This is a genomic window from Bacillus sp. FJAT-29814 (assembly GCF_001510715.1).
Classification (GTDB): domain Bacteria; phylum Bacillota; class Bacilli; order Bacillales; family Cytobacillaceae; genus Neobacillus.
The window spans coordinates 31,711-55,595 of the sequence record NZ_LMTJ01000011.1; the positions used below are offsets into that span (position 1 = coordinate 31,711).

At 34.0% G+C, this 23,885-nt stretch carries 24 protein-coding genes and 1 pseudogene; 8 read left to right on the forward strand and 17 right to left on the reverse strand.

What is annotated here, in order from left to right; all coding sequences use genetic code 11:
• Positions 1-20: 20 nt before the first annotated feature.
• Complete coding sequence (locus tag AR334_RS24920; RefSeq protein WP_066320415.1) at positions 21-1,334, reverse strand: YheC/YheD family protein; 1,314 nt, start codon at positions 1,332-1,334, stop codon at positions 21-23.
• 33 nt (positions 1,335-1,367) lie between these two features.
• Positions 1,368-2,081 carry a glycosyltransferase family 2 protein gene (locus tag AR334_RS24925; protein WP_066320417.1) on the reverse strand — a complete coding sequence of 238 codons (714 nt, stop codon included), beginning with the start codon at positions 2,079-2,081 and terminating at the stop codon, positions 1,368-1,370.
• 323 nt (positions 2,082-2,404) lie between these two features.
• Here AR334_RS24925 and AR334_RS24930 point away from each other — a divergent pair, with 323 nt between their 5' ends.
• Positions 2,405-3,502: a polysaccharide pyruvyl transferase family protein gene (locus AR334_RS24930; RefSeq protein ID WP_066320420.1), complete on the forward strand. Its 1,098-nt coding sequence runs from the start codon at positions 2,405-2,407 to the stop codon at positions 3,500-3,502.
• Between the two features lie 71 nt (positions 3,503-3,573).
• Here AR334_RS24930 and AR334_RS24935 read toward each other — a convergent pair whose 3' ends face one another.
• The 3 genes from AR334_RS24935 to AR334_RS24945 are packed head-to-tail and all read right to left on the reverse strand — an operon-like array spanning position 3,574 to position 8,534.
• On the reverse strand, positions 3,574-4,893 hold the full coding sequence (locus AR334_RS24935) for a YheC/YheD family protein (RefSeq protein WP_156431396.1): 1,320 nt from the start codon (positions 4,891-4,893) through the stop codon (positions 3,574-3,576).
• Complete coding sequence (locus tag AR334_RS24940) at positions 4,871-6,217, reverse strand: YheC/YheD family protein (RefSeq protein ID WP_066320428.1); 1,347 nt, start codon at positions 6,215-6,217, stop codon at positions 4,871-4,873. The genes AR334_RS24935 and AR334_RS24940 overlap by 23 nt, the downstream gene beginning before the upstream one ends.
• Positions 6,183-8,534 carry a YheC/YheD family protein gene (locus AR334_RS24945; protein ID WP_066320430.1) on the reverse strand — a complete coding sequence of 784 codons (2,352 nt, stop codon included), beginning with the start codon at positions 8,532-8,534 and terminating at the stop codon, positions 6,183-6,185. The genes AR334_RS24940 and AR334_RS24945 overlap by 35 nt, the downstream gene beginning before the upstream one ends.
• A gap of 541 nt (positions 8,535-9,075) precedes the next feature.
• Between AR334_RS24945 and AR334_RS24950 the strand changes: the two genes are divergently transcribed.
• Together AR334_RS24950 and AR334_RS29170 are read left to right on the forward strand one after the other, a co-directional pair.
• Complete coding sequence (locus AR334_RS24950; protein ID WP_066320432.1) at positions 9,076-10,011, forward strand: glycosyltransferase; 936 nt, start codon at positions 9,076-9,078, stop codon at positions 10,009-10,011.
• Between the two features lie 227 nt (positions 10,012-10,238).
• A pseudogene (locus AR334_RS29170) lies at positions 10,239-10,412 on the forward strand (IS5/IS1182 family transposase); the annotation flags it as partial.
• Positions 10,413-10,554: 142 nt separating this feature from the next.
• Here the strand turns inward: AR334_RS29170 and AR334_RS24955 are convergent.
• Both AR334_RS24955 and AR334_RS30450 read right to left on the reverse strand, forming a co-directional pair.
• Entirely contained in the window at positions 10,555-10,980 is a 426-nt protein-coding gene (locus tag AR334_RS24955; RefSeq protein ID WP_066320434.1) for a CotY/CotZ family spore coat protein, read from the reverse strand.
• Between the two features lie 245 nt (positions 10,981-11,225).
• Positions 11,226-11,576 carry a hypothetical protein gene (locus AR334_RS30450; RefSeq protein ID WP_253701367.1) on the reverse strand — a complete coding sequence of 117 codons (351 nt, stop codon included), beginning with the start codon at positions 11,574-11,576 and terminating at the stop codon, positions 11,226-11,228.
• Between the two features lie 30 nt (positions 11,577-11,606).
• On the opposite strand from AR334_RS30450, the gene AR334_RS30455 reads away from it, so the two are divergent.
• On the forward strand, positions 11,607-11,741 hold the full coding sequence (locus AR334_RS30455) for a hypothetical protein (protein ID WP_253701363.1): 135 nt from the start codon (positions 11,607-11,609) through the stop codon (positions 11,739-11,741).
• A 668-nt stretch (positions 11,742-12,409) separates the two neighbouring features.
• On the opposite strand, the gene AR334_RS24970 is transcribed toward AR334_RS30455, so the two are convergent.
• The 4 genes from AR334_RS24970 to AR334_RS24985 form a co-directional block, all read right to left on the reverse strand.
• A complete protein-coding gene (locus AR334_RS24970) occupies positions 12,410-12,766 on the reverse strand; it encodes a hypothetical protein (RefSeq protein ID WP_066320442.1) in 357 nt (118 codons plus the stop codon).
• Positions 12,767-12,851: 85 nt separating this feature from the next.
• The gene (locus AR334_RS24975) at positions 12,852-13,193 is read right to left on the reverse strand and encodes a hypothetical protein (RefSeq protein WP_066320445.1); all 342 of its coding nucleotides are present in this window, start codon (positions 13,191-13,193) and stop codon (positions 12,852-12,854) included.
• 6 nt (positions 13,194-13,199) lie between these two features.
• Positions 13,200-13,736 (reverse strand): hypothetical protein, encoded by a 537-nt coding sequence (locus AR334_RS24980; protein ID WP_066320456.1) that lies wholly within the window; start codon positions 13,734-13,736, stop codon positions 13,200-13,202.
• A 47-nt stretch (positions 13,737-13,783) separates the two neighbouring features.
• Positions 13,784-14,629: a hypothetical protein gene (locus AR334_RS24985; RefSeq protein WP_066320457.1), complete on the reverse strand. Its 846-nt coding sequence runs from the start codon at positions 14,627-14,629 to the stop codon at positions 13,784-13,786.
• 201 nt (positions 14,630-14,830) lie between these two features.
• Between AR334_RS24985 and AR334_RS24990 the strand changes: the two genes are divergently transcribed.
• From AR334_RS24990 to AR334_RS25010, 4 genes are all read left to right on the forward strand, one after another.
• The gene (locus AR334_RS24990; RefSeq protein ID WP_066320458.1) at positions 14,831-15,718 is read left to right on the forward strand and encodes a hypothetical protein; all 888 of its coding nucleotides are present in this window, start codon (positions 14,831-14,833) and stop codon (positions 15,716-15,718) included.
• A gap of 84 nt (positions 15,719-15,802) precedes the next feature.
• Entirely contained in the window at positions 15,803-16,951 is a 1,149-nt protein-coding gene (locus tag AR334_RS24995) for a hypothetical protein (protein WP_066320459.1), read from the forward strand.
• A 556-nt stretch (positions 16,952-17,507) separates the two neighbouring features.
• The gene (locus AR334_RS25000) at positions 17,508-18,098 is read left to right on the forward strand and encodes a hypothetical protein (protein WP_066320464.1); all 591 of its coding nucleotides are present in this window, start codon (positions 17,508-17,510) and stop codon (positions 18,096-18,098) included.
• A 232-nt stretch (positions 18,099-18,330) separates the two neighbouring features.
• On the forward strand, positions 18,331-18,717 hold the full coding sequence (locus AR334_RS25010; protein ID WP_066320469.1) for a type I restriction-modification system subunit M N-terminal domain-containing protein: 387 nt from the start codon (positions 18,331-18,333) through the stop codon (positions 18,715-18,717).
• 185 nt (positions 18,718-18,902) lie between these two features.
• On the opposite strand, the gene AR334_RS25015 is transcribed toward AR334_RS25010, so the two are convergent.
• The 6 genes from AR334_RS25015 to AR334_RS25050 form a co-directional block, all read right to left on the reverse strand.
• Positions 18,903-19,421: a hypothetical protein gene (locus AR334_RS25015; RefSeq protein ID WP_066320474.1), complete on the reverse strand. Its 519-nt coding sequence runs from the start codon at positions 19,419-19,421 to the stop codon at positions 18,903-18,905.
• Positions 19,422-19,587: 166 nt separating this feature from the next.
• Positions 19,588-20,775, reverse strand: a complete 1,188-nt coding sequence (locus tag AR334_RS25020) for a hypothetical protein (RefSeq protein ID WP_066320477.1) — start codon at positions 20,773-20,775, stop codon at positions 19,588-19,590.
• A gap of 228 nt (positions 20,776-21,003) precedes the next feature.
• On the reverse strand, positions 21,004-21,345 hold the full coding sequence (locus tag AR334_RS25030; protein WP_066320482.1) for a hypothetical protein: 342 nt from the start codon (positions 21,343-21,345) through the stop codon (positions 21,004-21,006).
• Positions 21,346-21,362: 17 nt separating this feature from the next.
• On the reverse strand, positions 21,363-22,139 hold the full coding sequence (locus tag AR334_RS25035; protein ID WP_066320483.1) for a hypothetical protein: 777 nt from the start codon (positions 22,137-22,139) through the stop codon (positions 21,363-21,365).
• 269 nt (positions 22,140-22,408) lie between these two features.
• Positions 22,409-23,059 (reverse strand): hypothetical protein, encoded by a 651-nt coding sequence (locus AR334_RS25045; RefSeq protein WP_066320488.1) that lies wholly within the window; start codon positions 23,057-23,059, stop codon positions 22,409-22,411.
• A 174-nt stretch (positions 23,060-23,233) separates the two neighbouring features.
• Entirely contained in the window at positions 23,234-23,851 is a 618-nt protein-coding gene (locus tag AR334_RS25050) for a hypothetical protein (RefSeq protein WP_066320491.1), read from the reverse strand.
• Between the last annotated feature and the right edge of the window lie 34 nt (positions 23,852-23,885).

Here is a 23,885-nt window from a genome sequence, read left to right on the forward strand (position 1 = left end):
TACCTAATTATTCTGTATCGTTAAAAACCAGCTAAAGTCTTGGCATATTCGAAAGGTGTCGTACGGAGTGTACGAAGCAATTTACGATTTTTCAGCTTTACCAGACTTTGATAGCCGAAATCTTTATTAATCTCGAGTATCCACACACGCTGACTGGCATCCACGATAACATCTATTGCAACATCACCGTATTTCCCAAACTTCTTATCTAATTCTTCACATACACCAATGCACTGTTTATATATTTCATCTTGAATTTTTTTCGCATTTTTATTGTCTGCTTGAAAGATTGTTTTAATAGCTTCAAGGCCTGGCAGCAATTTTTCTGTAAAGGCTAAATTTGTGACAACCGAGCCCTTTTTGGCTAATCGCCCAATCATTCCTTGACAAACCCACTGCCCCATTTTGTTTTTTTGCGCATATACTCTAAAATCAACCTGTTGATTATTCACTTCAGAATCAATGCCCTGCTGAATGATATATTTTTTCCTTTTACATTTATTTAAAAAATGATTTAATTGTCCGCCTTTCGCAAGAGAAAAGACCTTTTTACGTCTATCCATAAATTGATAATTTCCAGATAGGTCCCTGGTTACTTTATAGATTCCGATCCCTTGACGTCCATTTGATGGCTTTATATAAACAAATTGATATTGTTCAATCAACCTGCTTAACTGCTCTTCAGTATCCAGCATTTCAGAATAAGGGAAATACTTTTGAAAATTTTTATCCCTTTGAGTCATTTGGGTAATATCCGCTTTTAGAAAAAAGAAAGAATTAATAATTCGATCTCCAATGGTTGAAACCAAATCATTGTAGCGATACCCATCAATCGGTTTTCTTTTATAAACGGCATTCGGGTAAGGAAAGACACCGTACATCCATCGTGTATTAGCGTCTTTCCCATTAGGATTATAATAATAGCCTTCAATGGTTTTCGTAGATGGATTGATTCCACTGGCAGCACAAATAAATACCAGACCATTCACTTTTTTATAATTAGTAAAACGATGTTTGTAAAGCTCCAGGCTTTTCGGTGACAATGTTCTCTTACCGCGATAGGCCACAAATGCGATGACAGGTCCTATTGTTAGGGTACGATTCTTTATGACCATTTCATAAGAAAGTTCTTCCGGAACTGTAAAGTACTCTTTTAATTCTTTCGGTAAGCCAATCGTATCCTCGGGTAATTCGTCGTTAATATTAACAACCATTTCTCTAACCCAGGCACCGATTCGGATGATTAGTTTTTTAGAATTAATATCATAAACCTCTGCGAATTTCATAGTAAATTCAATCGTGTCGGGTTCAGTCATATGAGTAATTTTGATCATTTTACACCTTCTTTTTACCGGCTTAATATACGGTTAATCTGGGGTAACATATTCTTGGAAATTATCAGTAAATGCAATTCGTTTTGAGGTTTGATTGAAGTAATTTGCTGAAGGGTTCCATGTATGTGAATCATCACCGTGTCTGATATAGGCAAAATTATATCTGCTAGTGGAATAGATCCGAAAGCCTTTCGCCCGGCATCTTGTAGTAAAGCTCAAACCCTCACCAACGTTCTTATCAGGAAAAGGAACCTTTTCCATTACCTCTTTCTTAGCCACAATCGTTCCTCCTTGAAGAATTGATACTGGCTTGTGTTCTCTTTTGGGAAAGCGGAGCCTTAGCTCATTCGTCAAGGCATTATACATATAACATGTACGTTTTCCTACTACATCAGCATTCTTTTTTTCAAACGTGTCCATTGCCTCAGTTAAAAACAATGAACCATAATAGTCATCATCATCAAATTTTGCAATATAGCTATATTTAGCGTTATTAACCCCAAAGTTAAGACATGCTCCAAGAGTAATATGATCTGAAAGTTGAAAGATGGAAACATGGTGGTAGTTTTTCGCATATTCTTCCCACTCAAGTAGATTCATTGAGTCATTATTTAAAATAATAATCAGTTCTTTTTCTGGCCATATTTGATTACCATAGCTTGCAAAAACATTCTCGATGTAATCCAGTCTATTTGTTACGGTTACAATCGAAACTCCTTTACGCCCTTTTAGTGGTACTTCATTCAAGAATGCCCACCCTTTCTATATCAATAATTTCTCCTATATTCTATTCTTTGGTCGAAAAATTGTTGAAAATTTAAATTTAGAAATGTTCCTTCCATCTTTTTAGGCCTGTTGCTTTCCCAACCTTAAAATTCAAACTGTACCCCAGGAAATTCTATCGGTTTTTTCGATTGGTACATTCCCATATTTAAAGGATATTCAACTTCGTACAAAATGATTGGGTCTATATTCTATGCCCTTATCAATTAAACACCCAATCTTTTCTTTTTCCTGTCCATACACTAGTAATATGCGAATTGATATTCCAGAAACTGGAGGGAAATATTGTGAAAAAGGTTCTTTACTTAGGCTGGTTAGGGCATCAGAATATTGGAGACGAATTAATGTGGGATTTATTCAGAGAGAAATTTTATACGAAGGCCGATAACGATGTATATAGGTTGAGTCACACCGATAAACGAATAAAAAATAAGCTTTCCTATAATAAGAATCTTCTTAAAAACTATGACATCATTGTTTTGGGTGGGGGATCCCTTCTCACACCTGGATGCATTAATATTTTGTACCAGGCTATCCAAGTGAATAAAGATATTAAAATAATGATTTGGGGCAGCGGCATTGATTGGATTGAAAAAAGATATTTAAACAAATTTATCTTAAAAAAAGGGAACATAGGAAGAATTAATGAGTTTAATATTTTTCCCCATAAAGGCTTTGTGTTTAAAATGCAGCAAGTAATAAACCACGCAACATTTATATGTGTTCGTGGACATTATACGTACAAAATGCTGCAGAGTATGGGATTGGCGGTAGATAAAGTCATTGTTTCTGGTGATCCGGGTCTTCTGCTACATCCAATAAATGGGGAACATCGTTTTACTTCTGAATCGAACCTTGTTGCTGTAAATTGGGGAACAGCTAAAAACCGTCTATATGGTAAAAATGAAATGAAGTTAGAAAAAGAGATGGCTAATTCAATCAAAGTATTAACTGAAAAAGGAAATAAAATTCGGATTTATCCTATTTGGAAGGATGATCTACTGCCGTGCCAACGACTCTTTCAGCTTATTGGGGACAATGAAAATGTTGAATTAATAACCAGTCTTTTGGATCAACATCAAATAATGGAGTTAATTAAGGATTGCAAATTTACGATTAATTTTAAATTACACGCAAATGTTCTTTCAGCCGCCAGTGGGATTCCTTTTATTGCTTTAGGCTATCGATTTAAAACATTCGATTTTGCTCAATCCATTGGATTAGAATCGCTTGTCGTCTCAACTGATGATCCTAATTTTGAGCAAAGCCTCCTTACAGCTGTTAAATATATTGAAGAACATGGGCCTTCCCTCATGAGCAATATTCCACTTATTCACAAGGAATGTGAGAGACATCTTGATCAAATTTTTGAATTATTTAAATAGAATTCATTCCCTCTCACTTTATCATTAAAGGAACTCCGGATATACTCCGGAGTTCCTTTCCCCATTTCAACCTACAATCCCATCGCTATATACTTTCCATACAGCACTGGATTTGATTTAACTGAATAGTACATTTTTCGATCTTTGATGATTAATGGAAAGTCGTGATCAGGTCTCTTATTCATTTCGATAACCCAGACATGATCCTCTTGGTCAATGCCAACATCAATCCCTAAATCAGCATAGGCTCCTGCCATTTCGTCTATTTTACAAGCCATCATTGTACAAATAGAAATGATTTCTTGAGATTTCTTAAATGCTGTTAATTCGTCATAGCCAAATTGAGTCATTAACGCCAACGTTCCCTCCATAGCAAAGCCATTTGCTTTAAAATTAGAAGAAATGGCATTTGTATTGCCAAATCTCGCTATCATTCCCGTACACTGCCAATGACCCGTTCCATCTTTTTGTAATATAACACGGTAGTCAACCTTCCGATCCTCAAAGGTATGGAGGCGAATTGGCTGCTGTAATAAGCAATAGGGGTGCTTTTTTAGAAATTTATCCATCTCCTCAGCTGATAAATGTTGAATATTGTCTTGATAATTTTCCATCATGACATATTGATTTTCACTTTTTTCTATATAATAAATCCCTTGTCCCCGTGAACCATTTTTCGGCTTTAGATAAACACCATTATATTTTTCAATAAAGGTATTAAGATTGGTTAAGGTTACTTTATTTGTTGTTTCCGAGAGATGTTTCCTTAGTTCCTCATATGGTGACAGCCAATTCCAAAACTGCCATTTATCAAAATACTGGGCATTAAAAAAGCCCTCACCAATTTTCTCCTGGAGTCCTTTCAATGTTGTTTGAGATAGTTCCACCCTTCTAAAAACAGCCTTTGGAAAAGGCAATACCGCTTCCCTCCAGTTCTCAGATGAAGAAGGATCAAATATATAACCAGTTATTGTTTCATTGGTAAAATCAATCTGCTGCTCACAAAAAACAAATAATATTCCATTTATTTGTTCATATAACATTGTATAAATTAAATAATGCTGTAAATTCCTTTGTAACCTGACTTCGGATTTTGCTAATAGTAATCCAATGATCGGTCCAATGATTAATTCATTGTTTGAATAGACCATTTCGTATTTTACATCAGTATCCATTAGGAGTTCTGATTTTACATCCTCACTAACTACAATCAGATTATTGTTTATAGAAGTTACAATGTTAACATGTACCGTCAGACTTCTCTTTCCAAATGATAATGAAACAGTTTGCTTGTTTTCAATTCCGTAAAATTCCGCAGCTGACTGAGGTAAGAATAGTGAATGACTTGATAAAGCATCCGTATCTACTTCATAAAGCATTTCTTTGTTCACCCCCAAATCCTGCTAACCATTTTGCATAATGGAATGGGGCTGATTTAATTTTATAGTATAGCTGGAAGTCATTTGCATCTAGGGCAATCGTCATATCAGGGTTACGATTATTGATCTCAATCACCCAAAGATGATGGTCTTCGTCAATCCCAATATCAATACCGATATAGCCAAGGTGAAGTCCTTTTCTTTCTAATACTTCACAACAGGAAAGTGCTAACGCCTCTAATTCCTTATATTTCTTAAAGGCCTGCTGGGGGTCATCCGGATATAGATCCACGAGGGCTTGCCAGCCTTTTTCTGCTGACCCTCCGCTGGATATATTGCTCACAATGCTATCTACATCACCAAACTTTGTTATCATCCCTGGAACAGACCAAGCCCCATTTTGATTTTTTATGGCAATCACCCGAATGTCCATTACGCGATTATTATTTCGGAGTAAGGGGATTTTCTGTTGAATAATATATTTCTGCAGGTCTAGTTCTGATTGCAAATATAGTTGAACAGCTTCCCAGTTGTCTAGGATGGTCACGATATTTTTACCTTTTACGCGATAGCTCAATTTATACTCTTGCCCGGACCTTGAAAGTTGATAGATTCCTGTCCCTTGCATGCCTGCCTTTGGCTTAACAAAAGTTTTTTGGTAAACATCCATTAACTGTTTAACAGCTTCCATATCTTCTGCCATAACGGTTATTGGCAGGTTTCTCCTCAATTGTTCCTGTCCCGAAAACCATTCCCACATTTCCCATTTATTAAAAACATGTGAATTAAAAAATTTGTCGCCAATTAATTCTTGTAATTTATTGCGTGTTGACTCCTTAATGGTTTTTCTGACAAAGACTGTTGATGGAACTGGATATACGCCTTTTACCCATTCCATTTCTAATGGATTATAGGCATAACCATTGATTAGTTTTTTCTTATAGTTGATTCCATCAGAAGTAAAGAGAACAATGAGCCCATTAATATGTTGATAATCATTTAAATAATTCTTATAAATTTTTATTCTACTCAAGTTCATTTCATTGATTTTTCCGCGAACCAGCATCCCCAAAATGGGCCCAATCATCAAGATGCCTTCCTGCATGTGTATTTCATATTCAACAAATTCTGGAAGTGACATATCTTTTACTAGATTAGCAGATAAATAGATACATCGCTCATGGTCATCATGGTATGCTACACTAGCACTTGTCTGAATAGCCCCAATACTTATCGTTAGGACCTCCTCTCCCTTCAATGGCAATTTTTCAACTGCAGTCGTCGGAAAAGAAATGGTGGATCTAGAAGTTGGAGTTGTATTGATCATAAATCTCATCTTCCGTTCCCCCTTCTGCTTCCGTTACGGCAAATCCTTGTAAATGGACTGCATAAATAATCGGCTGATAACGAATCGTTAAATACGTATTCATGTCCATTGCTTTAAAACCTTTAAAGCTTGGAAAAATGTTTGCCTCAATAATCCATGGAAACCCTTCTTGGTCAAGGCCAATGTCTAGGCCAAACTCTGCAAAATGTGCATTTTCTTTCTTATCCAATAATCTGCAGAATTTTCGACATAATTTTAAAATGCTTTTTTGAACCTTTTCAAAGGATAAATCAATGCCTGTCTCCTTAACCACTTCCTCCAAAGTCATTGCCTCTCCGCCTCTGGCAATATTCGTTAAAACCTCGTTTTCACCAGCTACCCTGCATTCAATACCTGTACAAATCCAGTCTTCCTTATCATATTTTTGCATGACAACCCTGACATCGAAAGGACGGTTGTTAACCTTTAATAATGGAATATACGTTTGATATAAATACTTTTCATGAAATATATTTAAATTGCTCAACATCTCCTCTAAACCTTTTGCATCAGGAATAAGGTGCTGGAGACGAAACCCCTTACGATGGTCATAAAGAATATATCCTTCACCACTTTCGCCTGCATTCTGTTCAATGACAAAAATGCCACGGCCCCGGGATAGGCTCACTGGCTTTAAAATAACCTTTTGCTTTTCATTTACAAATTCAATCAACTCATTCATATTTTTATATAGATGAGTATCAGGCAAATGATTTTTCATTTTCTTTTCATCCTGGAGATTTAAAAGATCTGACTTCTTATAATGATGAGAGTTAAATAATTTATCATCAGTTAATTCGATTAATTGCTTAATCCGATCCGCTTTTTGATGGAAATTTCTTCGGTATATGGCAGCAGGTATGGGCGCTGTTCCATATTCCCATTTTTTGTGAATCGGATCATAAATCATTCCGTAAGCAATCTTTTCCTCCCAATCGATAGAGCGGGAAGAAAAAGCAATCACTAAGCCGCCGAATTTTTCATATATTCCAAGACGGTCGGAAAATTTTTCCATATAAGCAGGGGTATAAAGTTGATTTTTTTCTCCTAATAGTAAACCAATTGTGGGTCCGATGATTACTTTTTGCGATGAAATATGGAGCTGGTACACTATGTCATTTGGAATATGCAGCTTTGTTAATAAGGAACGAGAGATTAAAATTTCAATGGGAGTATGAAATGTGTTGTTTTTTAACAGAACTGCCCCTTCTTTCACAATGTTACACGGCTGTTCCTTGACGCCAAACTGAAGGACGTTAAGCTCGCTGCTTGTAGATTTCATTAATTCGCCGGGTAATTTGAGTGTCAGCTCTTCATCCTCAAAGGCACTAAATTTGATCCAAACGGAAGAACCATCTTTTATTAACTGTTTTATTTTTTTATTTTCTTTAATCGAGCTAGAGAAAAGTTCGTTCCTTTTAATTAAATCATTGGGTTGACTTTGACTATTCGCTTCATCTGATTTGTCCTTTTGTTGAAGCAGTTCCTTGGCAACTTTTAAGGGAGTTTCGAAGATAGATTGACAAATCTGCTGATTCCATGAATAAAGGTCTTTCAAAATAAGATTAAAAGAACAGGTGGAGTTGATCGTTATTTGCCCAATGCTATTGATGGAAAACAACAGCCCAATCTCATAGATGCCAGGATAATAATAATGAATGATTTGCAATAGTTTTTCACTATGCTCATAAAGGATTTCCTGTAATTCCATTACATCCTTAGGCTTTTGCGGCAAATTTTCAAGTAATGAAGCGGCATCCTCCAAAAGATGTTTTATTCCACCTGCGTCCTCTACATAAATAATGGGAATTTCCCATTCACTATTTGAAAGTTTTTGCCCCAGAACATAAATTTTCACAGGAGCATTGTTATGTTCCTTTTCATTATCAATTTTTATATCCCTGATCAATTCTGATTGTGCCTGAATTAATTCAAATAAGTTCTTTTTCTTAATGACATGGTGCTCATTTATCACCTGAAATTTTGGATGAATTGACAGCTCCCTTAATAGTCTAATATACTTTTTTTGAAAAAATTTTGTTGGATTATAAATAATCGAAGGAATATCCATTGTTTGCTTTTTTGTTTCTGCATTATTTTCGATTACAATTGCTTCGGTTTTTAATAATGGCAGAGAAATGTGTTGAAGAGTGAAATAGACAATTTTCAGGTTTAGCTCTTCCGCTTTTACGGCAAACAAATGCCAAATGCCCTTCTTAGTGTCGTCTTTATTACGTCTTAAATGATTCCAATCCCTAATGGATAGTAAAACCCCTATGGTTTCCATCTGCTAAATTCTGTCCTCCTTGCTAACTCCTTTATGACCTTATTCTTCTATATATTCAAGTCCAAATAAATTTGTATAGGCGAAAAAGCCAGCCATTAAGCGGTTACTTTTGGGATTGATTGGTTATTTTTTATAAAAATTATCCTCGTTGAAAGCTTTTAATTTTTTCATAAGAGCCATCCTTTAATAGTTTAAACATGAAGGTAGATGGTGATAGGTTCGCTTCAATGATCCAACTGGTTATTTAAAAAAGAGTGGCTCCCCTAATTAAATTTTCGGGACCACTTTTTTTACATGTATAAATTTCATAGGAGTGACGCTGGTATCAAAATGGCTCTGATACTTCGCTATTTCTAAACCACTAATCGAATATGATTTCCCGAAGGGTCCCTCGTCACCTTATCTCAATCAAGAAGTGATGTTGTAATTGTATATTTATTGACTTATGCCCCATTCTAATCTTTTAAAGTATTAAACCCACACATTAAAATGGATTATTCATATATATGTATATATAGTTTAAGGACAAGGAGAGACATTAATGAAAGAAGAGCTTAAACTTCTGTATTTCGTCAATGATTATCAACACCATGTAGTGAAAAATTTTTACTACTTAAGTAAAGGGCTCGAGGATGTATGTGATTGCAGAGTTTGGCATAAACCGGCTAATATTCATGAAGTCATCAAAGAATTAGATTTTCAACCAGATTTTATATTGATTAATGATGTTTCAGGATGCCCTTCCATTACTGGGCTTGATGAAGTAGATATTCCAATAGGATTACTTATACACGATGCACATCGTAATGTAAATAAACGAAACATATTTATTGAACAGTATGATATTCAATATTTGTTTACGATTTATCGAGATGAATTCCTAAAGAGACATCCTCAATATAAAAAAAGGATGTTTTGGCTGCCGCACTTTGTGAATATAAATATTTTTAAAGATTATCAGTATCCTAAGGATATAAGCTGGTTATTAATGGGGAGGGTAACAAATCACTACCCTTTAAGACAAAAAATTTATCGGAGAATGAAAAATAAGAACGGTTTTGTACATCATGGTCATCCAGGATATAAAAACGTAAATGAGCAAGACAGGAGGATATTTGTTGGTGAAAAATACGCAAAAGAAATAAATCGGGCTAAAATGTTCATTACAGATGATTCTAAATTCCATATGCCTTTTATGAAATATTACGAAGTGTTAGCATGCAACACACTCCTTCTAGCTCCTGCCAATAAGGAACTATTAGATTTAGGGTTTAAGCCTAATGAAAACTTTGTTGAAATCAATAAATACAATTTTGAACAGGTAGCAGAATATTATTTAATTCATGAAGAAGAGCGAAAAAAAATCGCTCAAGCTGGTTATGAAATGGTGCGTGAACGTCATTCATTAGAAGTAAGAGTGAAGGAATTAATAAATATGATAAAAACAATAGTAAAGAAATCTGATCCTATTGATTAAGACATTTAGTACATCATCTTTTACATTGAAAAAGGTGTTAAAAAAAGGGTGTCAGGCACCACAAAAAGACAGTGTCCACTCTAGGTGGACAAGTCCGTAGTGCCTGACACCTCATTAAGTATGCCGTGAATGTATATTATTAATTTATTATGAGGCTGGGACAAAACCCATCTCTAAATTGAAAAAGCCTGTGGAATTTTACAACAAGTAAAATTCCACAGGCTTTGAACTATAGTACGATTAATCGATATCGTGTACAACCGGAAATGAAAGATTTAATCCGCCAATATTTCGTTCAATTCCGTTCCTAATTAGTCGAAGAAAAGCTCATCGATCAAGAAGCAATTTTTATTGATGGCACAAAGATTGAAGCGAATGCGAATAAATTTACGTTTGTCTGGGTTTTCTCCCGAGGATAGATAGCGCTGGTACGAGAATTGACCACTCTTGTTTGACTACTTGAACAAAGAATTAACCATTTCTTCGTACCATCCTTCACTTTAGCAACCTATCATTTTCGATGTAGTGTTCTTCCCTTAATGATTAACATTTCGGTTCAATAATTGGCAGTTCCCGATTAACTAGTTTTGGGGATAGCGGCTGTATTGTACAAAAGCAAGTTAAATCCACAATGATACATATATCAGTTTTTAACAGCGAAAATACATCATCACATAACTCCACCGGACAACCCTCCATATCAACTGGCATTAGGAGTGACAATTTTGCACAACAATTTCTTGAGTCAATGTCTTCTAACCTAAAAACCTGTGTAGTGAAAAATCCTCCAAACCTTGTAACTCCAAAAGTTTCAAATGCGCATTTCCCATTTGTAATAATAAATGGTATGGTATCAAAGCCAAGCTTTTCGCAAATAAAACGAAAGCCTTCAAAAGATAGCTTTTGCTGTTCCTCAAGAAGTTGTTCCATTTCTTCACAAATACACCATCTATTTTTCTCTATTTCCATGAGTATCCTCTTCCCCCATTAGCCGCTTAATATTCCTTATTTTAAATTATTCTTTTCGAAATAAATGGTATAGGCTCCTCTCCCCTAAGAAATCGGCTATTATACAGTACGATGTAAATAGGTAATCATTTTAGGAAAACTCTTTGACTGGCGGAAATTTTGCCTAAAACAGCTGCAAAATGGAAAAACGGGCTGATCCCTGTTAGTGAACAGCCCAGAATAAATATAAAAAATATATATATGATTCAACTTGCCAATGGCATTTGGACAAATAGCATCGCTTTCAGGACGTAGCTTGCAATAAATTGCGCGTCATGCCCGGCGCCGCTGACCATTCTTTTATGATAAAAACCAAATCCAAACGAACCATCGTGGTGGATGAAGAGGTGATTGCCGCACTTAGGAAGCATATGATTGCGCAACAGAAAGTGCAGAAGTACTGTGGTGAGGCCTATCTTGACAAAGGATTTATTTTCGCCAAGGACGAGAAACAACCAGGCTACCCTATTTTCATTTAGACCGTGGAAAACAGAATGGCACGTCTGCTGAAGCTGGCCGGCTTGAATCCGTGATTGACTCCCCACTCGCTGCGCCATACGCACAAATCATTGTTAGCAGAAGCAAAGGTGGGATTAGAAGAAATTATGGAACGATTAGGTCACTGCGACGACGACACAACCAAGAACGTCTATCTGCACGTAACAAAAGAAATGAAAAAAGAGGCTTCCCATAAGTTTGCGCAACTCATGAGAAACCTCTAATTTTAGGTGAGAAATGTTAGCGAGATGTTAGCATCTGGCTCCCCTTATATAAAATCCTCTTATATCAAGGGGTTTGGGCACTTATTACATCATGCCGCCCGTAAGCTTTGAGTGTGTAATATCGTTAACGAGAGGTGCAACAATTGCGGTAAATCAACGTTTTGGATATTACTGGTTGTAACATCTTTAACGTCGATTTACCGTTTTTTATGGAATTGCGTTAGCAAAATGTTAGTAATTTAAAACAGAAATCTTCACCAATGTTCACACACTCAACATGACTGGATTGTAGGTCGCAGACTATTTTGTACTGCCAAAAAATAAACGTTCATTTTCACACCCCGCAAACCCGCATTCCTTCGTTCGCAGGTGATAATAAACTCTTTCCTTTTCCCCGCTTTTTCCCCATTTTTTCAAAAAATCGCATCGGTTTTTCCCGCTTTTTTTCACGTTTTTTTCCGAGTGAGAATAAAGATTTTCCCTCACGCTTTTTTCACGAATGTTGATGGGACAGCCCCGAAGGGCTGTTTCTCCCGCTTTTTTGGAACATTTTTATTCTCACTGGGAGGGGGAGAAGAAAATGTTTATTGTGGGAGGGAGGGAAGGAATTAGTTAGTTACATAGTAGAGATAAGGGTTAAAATCGTTCTCTCATTCCCATTTAATTACCTAATTGGAAAAATTAGCTTTCCATTCTTTTACTGAATTATTGCTAAGTCGATATGAATTCCCCTTTTCTACAATCTCTACATATTGTGGCATTGAAACAAATAAATCAAATTCCAACTTTTCTCCCAGATTTTTTCTTCCTATTGCTGGAAGCAATTGCTTTTTAACATCTATTTCAATCAGATTATTTTCTTCATCGATTAAAGTTAGAATTAACTCTGAAGAAGTAGATTCAATAAATGTTCCGTAGCCTCCTCCAACTATATTTGATAAATCCTTCATATTTTTCTCTTTAACACCTGTGATCCCATTTTTTTCTGAAGGTATATAATCCAATTTTAATGTTCTATATTTCACATCAATCACTCCTATTGAAGATAGAGATTTACAAAATATCAAAAGTTGGTGTTTGCATTGTCTTCTTAATCAAATAAATTTAGCATTAATCTTCATAATCATACTGACATGACATTTTTATCCAAACTTCATCAAAAAAATTTTCAATATCCTTCAGTTTAGTGCTTTCTGAATCACCACTATATGAAACTGTAAAGGATTCTCTATAATCTTTTCTAAAAAATGATGCTTTACAGTTATATTTAGGAAAGCCAAACTGTTCCAACTTTCCAATATCATATTCAGTTATCTCAATCGTATACTTTTTTCCTGTTTCGTCGCTTATTAATTTTGTCCATGTACAAGCATACCAATCGTTATGGGTTTCTGACTCTCTTACTTCCCTTATATACTTATTTCTCTTCAAGGAATTTTCAGTAATTTTCATTTTTCCCTACTCCCTGTTTTTCCCTGATTCCCCCATAATATAGGGAGTAATTTTATTTTTTAATTTTGGAATAAGTTGCTTCTCAGTCAATTTTAATAGTTTTTCGTTATAAGGATATGTATATTTCTTATTCCCGCATTCCATATTTAAAAGAGTCATTCCATTTACATACCCTTTATAAACATGAACAGCCCCAGTAAATTCAGTTCCATTCATTCGAAAACCTATTTGGATATATTCATGCTCATACTCATTATTTTTATAAATTCTATCCTTAACTGAAATTATTTTTGGATATGTTGGCTTAAATTCAAGTAATTTCCAATCATATCCTTTACTTTGGGCGAACTGTTTCCACATATCAAACCTTCGATAATCATCAATAATTAGACTTGACCACATTGCTATGTCCAGACAATTTCGGCAACATTTACTATGCTCTTGAACTGAAAAAGAATAACTTCTTTCATTTTCAATTTTAGTAGAGGTAGTTGTTAACAACTCTCTTTCCTTTCCGCATTTAAAGCATTTTCCAATCGCCATATTACCCTCCAATTCCTCCGTTCTAAATTTGTTTCAAATAATAATTCCTATTCGTATATTAAGCATGAAGTAATCAAATTTTCTGCCCATGCAACAACTTCTGGATTACCGCTGATATACATTTCCTGATCCCCTCTTCCGTTTGTCTGCATTTCAATTTTTCCATTGGGCAATTCATTCCAAATTTTTATATCATGAGTAAATTGGTCTTGCTCTCCTCTAAATGCAGGCGGTAATTCCCAAAACGACCTACTTTTTGCGGTAGGTTTAGTCAGTACGAGCTTTTCATCATACATGAAAGAACCCCACCCTGGCTTATCTGAATGAGTAGAAAATGCTTTTGTTGCTATGTAAACACTATTACGATCATTTCCATAATCTTTCCTTTTCTTTATATGAGGATGATATTTTGTCCAAGATGGTACTGGGTTCCTGGCTCTTATATCAAATACTCTATCTACCTCTAAATATCCAAAAATAGCATGAATATCTGGAGCTGTTTTATTATATTTCCATTCTCCGTTAATTTTTCTTGCCTCTTTAAACCAACCAAAGAATAGAAATATATCTCCTTTACCTACATCTCGATTATGCAATGTACCTTGCGAAGTTCCAGCCTGTCCAAATAATCCCCTCCAATTATTAGGCCTTTCCTTTTTAATTGATTTTTGTAAATCTGGATCTAAATGTGCTTCTGAGTATAGATTTATGCCTAAATCTTTCATTACTTTTAGGTAACTCTTTGTTGGTGAGTAAATAAGATTCTTATAGAAATCGCCCGAATCAGCCCTTGGAATTGGTAACGAAACAAATTTATCATCCATTATAGGGCTTGGCTTCCCTCCCGTTGTTCCATCAAAGCCTTTTCTACTTAATATCACCTTTCTCCCCATTTCCTCACTCCACTCTTTTTGGAAACCATTATATACTATATATGGTAATATATTTAATTAGATTTTTACAGAAGAGATAATCAAATGAGTTCGTTGTAAGACCCTTATCGTGAGAAGTACAAGGAATACCTTATTACACAATTTTTTAATGTTTGAATGAAGAGGCCTATGGACTTTATTATGTTGAGGTGGAAATAATTTATGAGAGTTTTATGTGAATGGATTATTAAATTACCTTACAGGTTTGGGAAAAGCGAAGATTTTGAATTTCATCCTGTTAATATTGATGAAATATCCCTAATCCCTATATCTTTACAGGATAAGAACTATTTTAATGGGTTAAAAGTTCAATATGAAACCAACATGCCTGATGAAATTATTCCCAAAGATTTACACGATTACCATAAAACTCTTGACTTTAAATTAACTGTTTCCAAGAGAGTCGGTCACGCAGTTAATATTTACAATTCTTCACTAACTTCATTCCTGAATAACTTTACAATTGGCAATTTATTTAATGGTGAAGATTTTACAACTGGATATATCATGAAAATTTATAACGATGAAAATATAATTTTTGACGGATTAGATGCTTTAAATTCAATACCTGTAATTACCAAGGAAGATTATAATAAACTTATACAAAAAGTCATTAATCCGCATCCCTCGGTCTCACATCAATTTATTAAATTGGCGAATGTATTTTTGGAAAATGGATATTTTGATATGGCTTTATTGAATTTAGCAATGTCGTTAGAGTCACTCGTTAAAAAAACAGTTTATTCAAATGGAATTTCTTCTCATGATTTAGTTAGTGAGAAAGGATATGTAGTAAAATTTTTCCACTTAGGTTTAAAACTTTCAAAAGGGTATTCTTTAATGGAAAAAAACAAAGAATTGTTTAATAGTATCAAGGTTATAACTGACTTAAGAAATCATGTAGCCCATGGCAACACCATTAAATTGTATTCTGATTTTAAAGGGTGGTCAGACGATATGTTATTTTCATATATTGAGGACTTAATTTGGGATGGGGAAGATATTATCGAACTAATCGAATCATTAGTTACAATAAATGAAACGATTTAATTACTATCATAGAAATTAAGAAATTATTACATAAAAAACCCTTGTTTATAAAATTTATGTAATAAGTATTTTAAGAGGTGGAATATGAACTCGCTACTAATAAGGTTTGTAGTTCCTTTAGAAAATGGATCAATGCATGGTCCAGCATTTCATAGATGGTTACCAGATGGAGAACAACACTCGTTGAATTTTGTAACTAAAGATAAAAGTTCTTCACTAAGAATTTGGTTCAAACGTTTTGGATTTAGTGAAAATTCAGAAATGATTAGGTTTAATATAACAAAAAATCAGGTGGACCCTAATATTATGAGAAGACAGGGGGTTCTTCAAGGTGGACCGCTATTTGGTGAATTAATGTTGAATTTAAAAATATTAACCGAAGAAGAAATAGAGATATTCAAAGAAAACTTGAACTATAATAATAATGACATAAATCAAAGTGCATATGAACGTGTCGGTGAAAAAGTCGTTGCTTTGATTGAGGAGCCTATAAATAAATTATTAAATCTTTTACGCTTTCAATACGGACAACATTGGCTTCCTTCCGCACCCGTTTGGGATAAAAGGAATGAGAGCATTGGAGGCTTTTGTCAAAATTTAAAAATGCAATGGAGTATAGATAGTGGTATTTCCTGGAATAAATTCATTCCAAATACCCCAAGGGTTTATCTTAAAGGATTGAAACCACCTAAAGAATGGTTCAGGGAATTTTTAACTAAAGAAGATTGGAATTCACTTCAATTTAAAATATCTGAGGAGGATTCCATATCTTTTGGAGCAAAAATAATTATGGAAGCCCGTAGTTATTTTGAAATAGGAGACAATCCATCATATTCATTTGTTTTAGGTGTTTCTGGGTTGGAAATAGCTATAGAAGAGTTATTTACTTATAAAAAAAGGAATAATGATATAAATTGGCTCACTACAATAAATATCATTTCAAGAAAGCATTTTAATAAAAGATTTAAGGAATTGGGTTTGGCTAAGAAGGTAAGGATACTCGGCATGTTAGAGGAGAAACTTTCTGGATGGATAGATGATTGTACAGGAGCTATCTCAACCAGAAATGCAATTGTTCATAAAGGTGAACGAATTTATTATTCTGAAATTGCACATAAGCAATTTAACGCATTGGTTCATACTACAGGAACCCTTATTTTAAATCCACTAATTAAATACCCAAGATATACTGGTCTAAATACTTTATTATCAGAAGAAGAATGGAATCGATAAAAACTAATCTACTCTATTCAAACATAAAATTTTTAAAAAAAGGCTTATCCTAAATATAAGTGGTTCGATAATGTGAAGAAAATCCAAATTCAAAGTGAAATTTTCGTTAAAAAACAGTGGTAATAACTTAAATATTTGCATTTATTTCACCACATAAAAACGCTTGGAATCCAAGCGTTTTTCATTATATTTAATACTTTGTTTTGTTAATCTTTCTTAAATGCTTTGATAATCTTTCTTATAAACAACTTCTTCTCATGATTACCATACTCAATAAAATTGAAAAACAGGTCTTTGTTTATGACCCAAACAGGACTGTCCTTAATAATACACTCTGGCAACGGGTAGGGCGGAGTCTTTTTGTTTTGAGGACTTGTTGTTCCTTTTAGAGATTTTCGAAACAAGGAAGTTAAGGAGCCACAAGATTAAGTTCATTCGTGTTTCCAGATTTCACTCCATTAGAGGAAAAATGCTGTTATAATAGCTTATATAACTGGAATATTTTTACTGAAAGTGAAGTAATCATGGGATAAACATTCAAAAGGAGGGCTGTGTAATGAATTTTGGGCGGGCTTTCACAAAAATATTTTATAGGGAAGCATCGAAGGTAGTAGATCAAAGGATGAAAGATAAAAGACTGGAAAGACATTTGCAAGAATTGGAAGCTAAATACGCCGAAGAGCAAAAACAGAATGAGGTTATTCATCAGCAAAAAGTGAAAAGGTTGGAACATAAAATTGAAATCACCGAGGACTATTTGCGTAACGAAGTAAAGGTGTTGGAGCTGTTCGAACGAAAAAAGAAAACCATCAAAAAGTGGTTCTACCAAAATTATTGGCTCAAAACGATAAGTGAAAGAAGACCTGCCAATTACAGTGAAATCAAAATGACAGATGAACAAAAACGAGAATTATTGAACAAGTTAAAATTAAAGCCCAAACACTATGTCCCGCATGGCATCTTAAATGAATTGACGGAAGATGCTACCTTGGAATTCATCATTGAAAATACATCTGTCATAAAGGAACTGCGTGAGCGACAAGACAAAGAGGGTTACAATCTGTATATCGCCAATCATGGTATAAGAACAAGCACCACGATTTGTTTTGGATTAGTTATTAAGGATGATGCAAAACAACCTTTCTGATGGTAGGAAGAATGACATTCGAATAGTGTTATACAGGCAACAGAATTGGAGGATTCTCCATTTTTGTTGCTTTTTTTATTGTTTTTTTGGACTCGAACGTGGTCGAACCGTTGAAGTATCGCCACCTGCTTGCATATTCGTTAAAATTGACTATAGATAAATCAATTTGAATTTTTCTGATTCGAAAAAAATCAAATTGAATCAGTTTGATGCGAGAAAAGGAGCGAAACCAATGGTAACATTCCAAAACAAAGCCACTTTAATTATGAAGGTAGCAGACATTCTGCGTGGCGTATTTAAACCAGAAGAATACGATAAAATCATTTTGCCGATGGTGCTGTTAAAGCGTTTTGACAGTGTGTTGGCAGATGATAAAAAGGAAATCTTGGAGGGAGCAGAGGATTTAAAAGAAAATCCAAATGCGAAGGAAACTTTAAAAGAACTGTTTGGATTAAAGGTCGTCAATGATTCCCCATTTACCTTCGAGAAGCCCGAACAAGACCACGAACACTTTAAAGAAAACTTCAAGAAATACCTCAATTCCTACTCCGATAACGTAAAAAACACCATTCGGGCCTTCCAATTTGAGGCCTCTATCACGCTTTTTCCCAAATATTGATGCGTCAGCCCGTAAGGGCTGTACATTTTTATTCTCACTGAGAGGGGAGAATGAAAATGTTTATTATGAGGGGGAAAATGAGGAAAATTCAGTTACATAGTAGGGTTAAGGATTAAGGTTTTATCTAAGGCTTGAAAGTACAACAGATAGTTAAACAATTCTATCTGGTTTATAGGAAACCTTTTTCAATGGTTCCTATGCCATGCGGCTACTGCTTTTGCATATTCTGCTTTTTTTAACTTTAGAGCTTCATCAATCTTGGATGTTAGTTGCATATCTTCAATATTTAAAACTTCCATGATCTTTTGCATATTATTGGTTACTGCTAACTTTCTAACGTATTCCTCCATATTTATAGATTTATTCCGATTATAAAACGAAGATAGACTATCTCTTTCAACTCTTATTTCCTTTGCTAATGCCCAAATTTCTTTTTTATTTTTGGCAGAGGCAAAGTAAGTAAGCCATTCCTCCATGTACCGTTCTTCAAAATAGTTTTTTATTTCTTCATCCAATTTTTTTAATCTCTCTCTTTCTTCAGCCTCTTTAATTTTGGCTAACTTTTCCTTCTCAGCACATTCAGAACAGTTTATTGTTCGATGTTCTCTTCGCCTATTCCAGACATCCATCTCAACCACTTCCGTATATGTACCTTTACCACAGCTACATGGATAATCTCTACTGTACATTTCTTCCCAACTCATATTTATCCTCTCTTTTCCATAAAAAAATCAAAACCGTCATTTCCCTATTTGATTTTCATTTTTGTTTTTCCATCTACCAATCTAATCCCAAACATGTAATACTTCCCAATGTAGGTGAATGTCTTGTGTGTATGTCGGGAGAAACTTTTTCATAATCCCAATTACTTTATTCATCTAAATCATCAATAAAAGTAATTTCAACTTTCCTATTAGTAAAATCATAATCATAAACAGGTGTAACGATGCTTGCACCATGTTTTTCAAGCCAAGAATAATAAAGGAGCCTTAAATCACGTTTATCCATATCGAGTGATGCATATTCAGGAAGGATTCCTTCCTTTATTAGCCTATTTAAGTGGTACGATACAAGGTTATCCTTGTTTTGTTTATAAGGATTTGTAAAATGTTCACCGAATTTTTCAAAATCATATCTAAAATCTCGTAATTTCTTAACAGTATAAGTCCTTGGATAAGGATATATGCTAAGGTCTATATTATTCATATTTTGTAGATTTTGATGGATTTCTTGAATAGCGGGTTTTAATTTATTCAAAAAGTTAATGTAAAGTTCATTGTCCGATGGAAATTTCATTGGTGCTTCGAACAATTCAATTAGTTCCTCAATAACCTCTTTATAGCCGTAATTTCCGAATCTTTTTTGGTTTTCCTCTTTCAAAATTAATAAATGTGTTAGTGGATCGTTTTCATTTTTTATAGATATCTTGCTCCAATTATTGTTATGATCTTTTTCCTGTCTTTTAATTTCTTTTACATATTCTTCAAGTAGTAAGTAACGTTTTTTAGCATATTTGATAAGTAGATCGAAAGAGATTGACAATTCCCTATTGGGTTCTCCTGGTTTATTGCTGTATAGGTAAACACTAAAATCACCTTTCCCATGCTTAGATGACCATGAAGCATAATATTTGGATTCGGATTCACTTCCGTCAAAACTGGTCAGATTTACAGGGTGGGCCGCAAATGATGCTCGCAGATGGGAAAAATATTGATCATCTGAAATTCCCTTTTGGAAGATACTTTTATCTTTGACAAGAAAATAGTTCTTTTTGTTATAAAGAACTCTGTAAATCTGTTGAATAGCTTCTGAAAGCAAATCTATTAAAGAGATGAATTGCATCACGTTTATCGATTGAATATCATCATTATCATGGTGAATGTTCACATTCGGCATTCCGTTCACGACAATGTGGAGCCAGTCTTTTGCAGAGAAAATGACATTGATTTTATTCTTTCCGTCAAAATTACTGTATCTTTTTATCAAGAAATCACTGTGATCATTAATTGCTTGCTTGAAGTCATCTAATATAGCTAATTCAAGAAAATCTAATTTCAACTTTTTTCTCTCCTTATTTATCGCTACTGATTAATTAACCTTTAATGTTTACTTTCCAAATTAAATGTGTGTCTTTAAGAGATTCTTTTTCAGTACGGTATATCTCTCTAAAATAATTCAATCTTAAATGACCTTCTAATAAGTGAAATGGAATGCCCAATTTCATATTTCTTTCATTCAAATAAAACGTTTCCTTGTTTTCAAGGACTATGATAGGAACTGGCCAGGTCATAAGTTTAAGCATATAATCTTGCAACCAGCTCTTATTGTTACGTTTGTAAAGCTGATATCCAAATTATTGATCCAACTATCATCAAAGGACTTTATTAGATGGTATATATCCTCTTTAGCCCACTTTTCATTGGTAAATTGCATCTTGTTAAAATTCAGGAAGGAATAATCCGAAACTACGCATGTATAGTGTCTGTATATCCAATTTTCAAGCACACAGTCAGGTATATTAGAAGCCAATGAACCTACTCTTCCTTTATAGAACTCAAAAGATTCCTTTTCCAAAGTATTATTGCCTTTTGGCAAAAGAAGTTTTAAAAACTTATTTGGTTTATTCATAGTCCTCTCCTCGGATTTCACCTTAATCTATATGCAATATCTATATATGGGCGTATTTGTTCAAAATCATCTACCCATTCCAATCTTATGTAGGCCTCATGAGAATATTTATTATTTTCATAATCTTGTCTATCAAAACCTCTACCAATCACTTTATCTATTTCCTCTTGATATCTTAGTCCTAATCTTTCTTCTTTCTTTCCGATATGGAGTATAAAGTGTCTTTGCCTTTGAATTGATAAAGTAGAAAATTTAGGCTTCCCATGACGTTTGTAACCAATACCATCTCTTGTTTCTGCATCCTCTATATCACTGTACCCAGCTTCATTCCATATATAATTATGAATTTTTCTTGCCATTTGTTGAGCTTTTACTCTCTCAAACTGCAAAAAGAAATATTCATTGGTCTTCTCTCCGCCTATACAATTGATAACACAAAACTCTTCAAACTGTTCTAATAGAAAGCATGTTAATACATCATTGGTTTCCTTAAAAAATTGGAGTTGTTCCTTAAAGAAGGATCTTACCCCTTCCCATGTTATTAAGATATTTGGATTCACTATTTGATTAATCGCAAATCTCCTTTTATGCCCTTCAAGTTGATTTATTTCTAAATATGATTTTGCTCCTATCTTGGCTTCTATTAATATTGAGACCGATTCGGAAATAATTGCTCCATCAGGGATATAATACTTTTTCATTTGCTCATTATTTATTAGCCTTTTTGTTTCTGCGATGCCAACTACAACCGCCTGTGTTGTCTTTCTATGAAGTTCAGTGGATACTTGATACATATATTCAAATGCATCATTTTCATTTCCGACTAAACCTAACCAGGAGATGAATTTTTTTGTTAAGGTGGGAGATGAATTTTTTTGTTAAGGTGGGAGATGAACTTTGTAATACATTTAGGAATGCCTTGGTGGTGTTATTTTCAAGCTGAAGTTGTTTTAGTTCCTCTAATCCTTTTTTCGTTTGCCCACGATAATAGTGAAAAATATTTTTGTAAATAGACACTAAATCACCCTTTTTTCAAATCTTGCATAGTCCCATAATTGATTCCCTATTTCAATTCAAGTAACCATGAATATGCTTCTAACTTAGTAAATGATGTATCGTAATTTAAAACATCTTCTATATTTTCATTTATTAATTTCTCATACGTTATCAAATTCAAATTGTTTTCTTTATTACCACCTTCCTCTTCAAATTCATCATCTTCATCATTAATGTCTTCTTTAAAATTCTCATATGTCAGCCAAAGACCCACAAATAATGAGTTAATACCTGCAAATTCTTTGCAAAGTGATTTTAATACTTCATTCTTTGCTCGTTCTACTAATACAGAAAAAGCAGATTCTATTAAATTGCAATTGTCGTATTCCTCTAAACCAAACTTGTCTCCCACCAACTGTCCAATACGAATCGGACTAAGTTCAAACTCTTCCATCCAATCATTAAAGTTTGGATAAAATGCTTGTTCCATTGTTTTAGAATGGAATTCACCTAATATAACTACAATTGTAAACAAACGAATATAAACCATATGCCTATCAAGATCATTACAATAATTTGCGAGATCTTGCTTTACTATACCCTTCCACGCTTTTTCAGCCCATAGCAACTTAGTATCATTTGACCACCCAATTCCCCACAACATTTCTTCAACAATATCTGAAATTTCATACCAATGTACAGTCATTTTATTTTCCATATAATCACCTGAATATTATTGGTTAATTTATCTTCCTATATATAAATATTTGAACAAAATTAAGAAGAGTGTCACACTTTCGCAAGAAAAGAACCTGTTTTTTCGGACATTTCTCGCACATTTTTTGGAATATTTTTATTCTCACTGGTTAGGGAGAGTCTTATTATTTTTCTTTTATTCTTTTTTTCGGTTTGCATACAAATAGGAACGCACTTTTTCTATATCACCAGACGAAAAAAGTGGATTCTGGATTTGTTCAATCCAATCTTCAACATCATTTTCTGATCCTGCTTCAACAATTAAATACCATGGTGTTTTATCTATTTGAAGGTCCCGATTTATTTTTCTTATATCTTCTAATGAATATTCATATTCTGCAAACACATTTCCAAATCGATTAGTATAATAAAACCCTTTACTACCACCCAAAAAGTTTCCTCCTTCATAAAATAAATCCAAATCATCAACAGCATCAATAGTAACAAGGCTAAACCATTGGATTACATATCGACCATTAAAGTATTCTCTCATTTCTTTAATAGTTTCCTCCCATACGACTGAATTATCGTAGATAGAAAGGCTATATTTATAATCTTCACAAAGAAGTATTGCCTCTTCTTCCTTATTAACAAATATCGCATAATTGGGAAATCTGCAAATGTCTGTAAGTAGTTCGAAACCTTCTGGAATAGGAATACCGTCTTCTAATCCTTCTTTCATTTCAAAAATTTCCTGTACATAGCCTCTGTAGCTGTAACTGCAATATTTTTTAATAAATTCCACTATGCTCATGACATCACCTAATTTTTTTTATTTAATTGTTTTG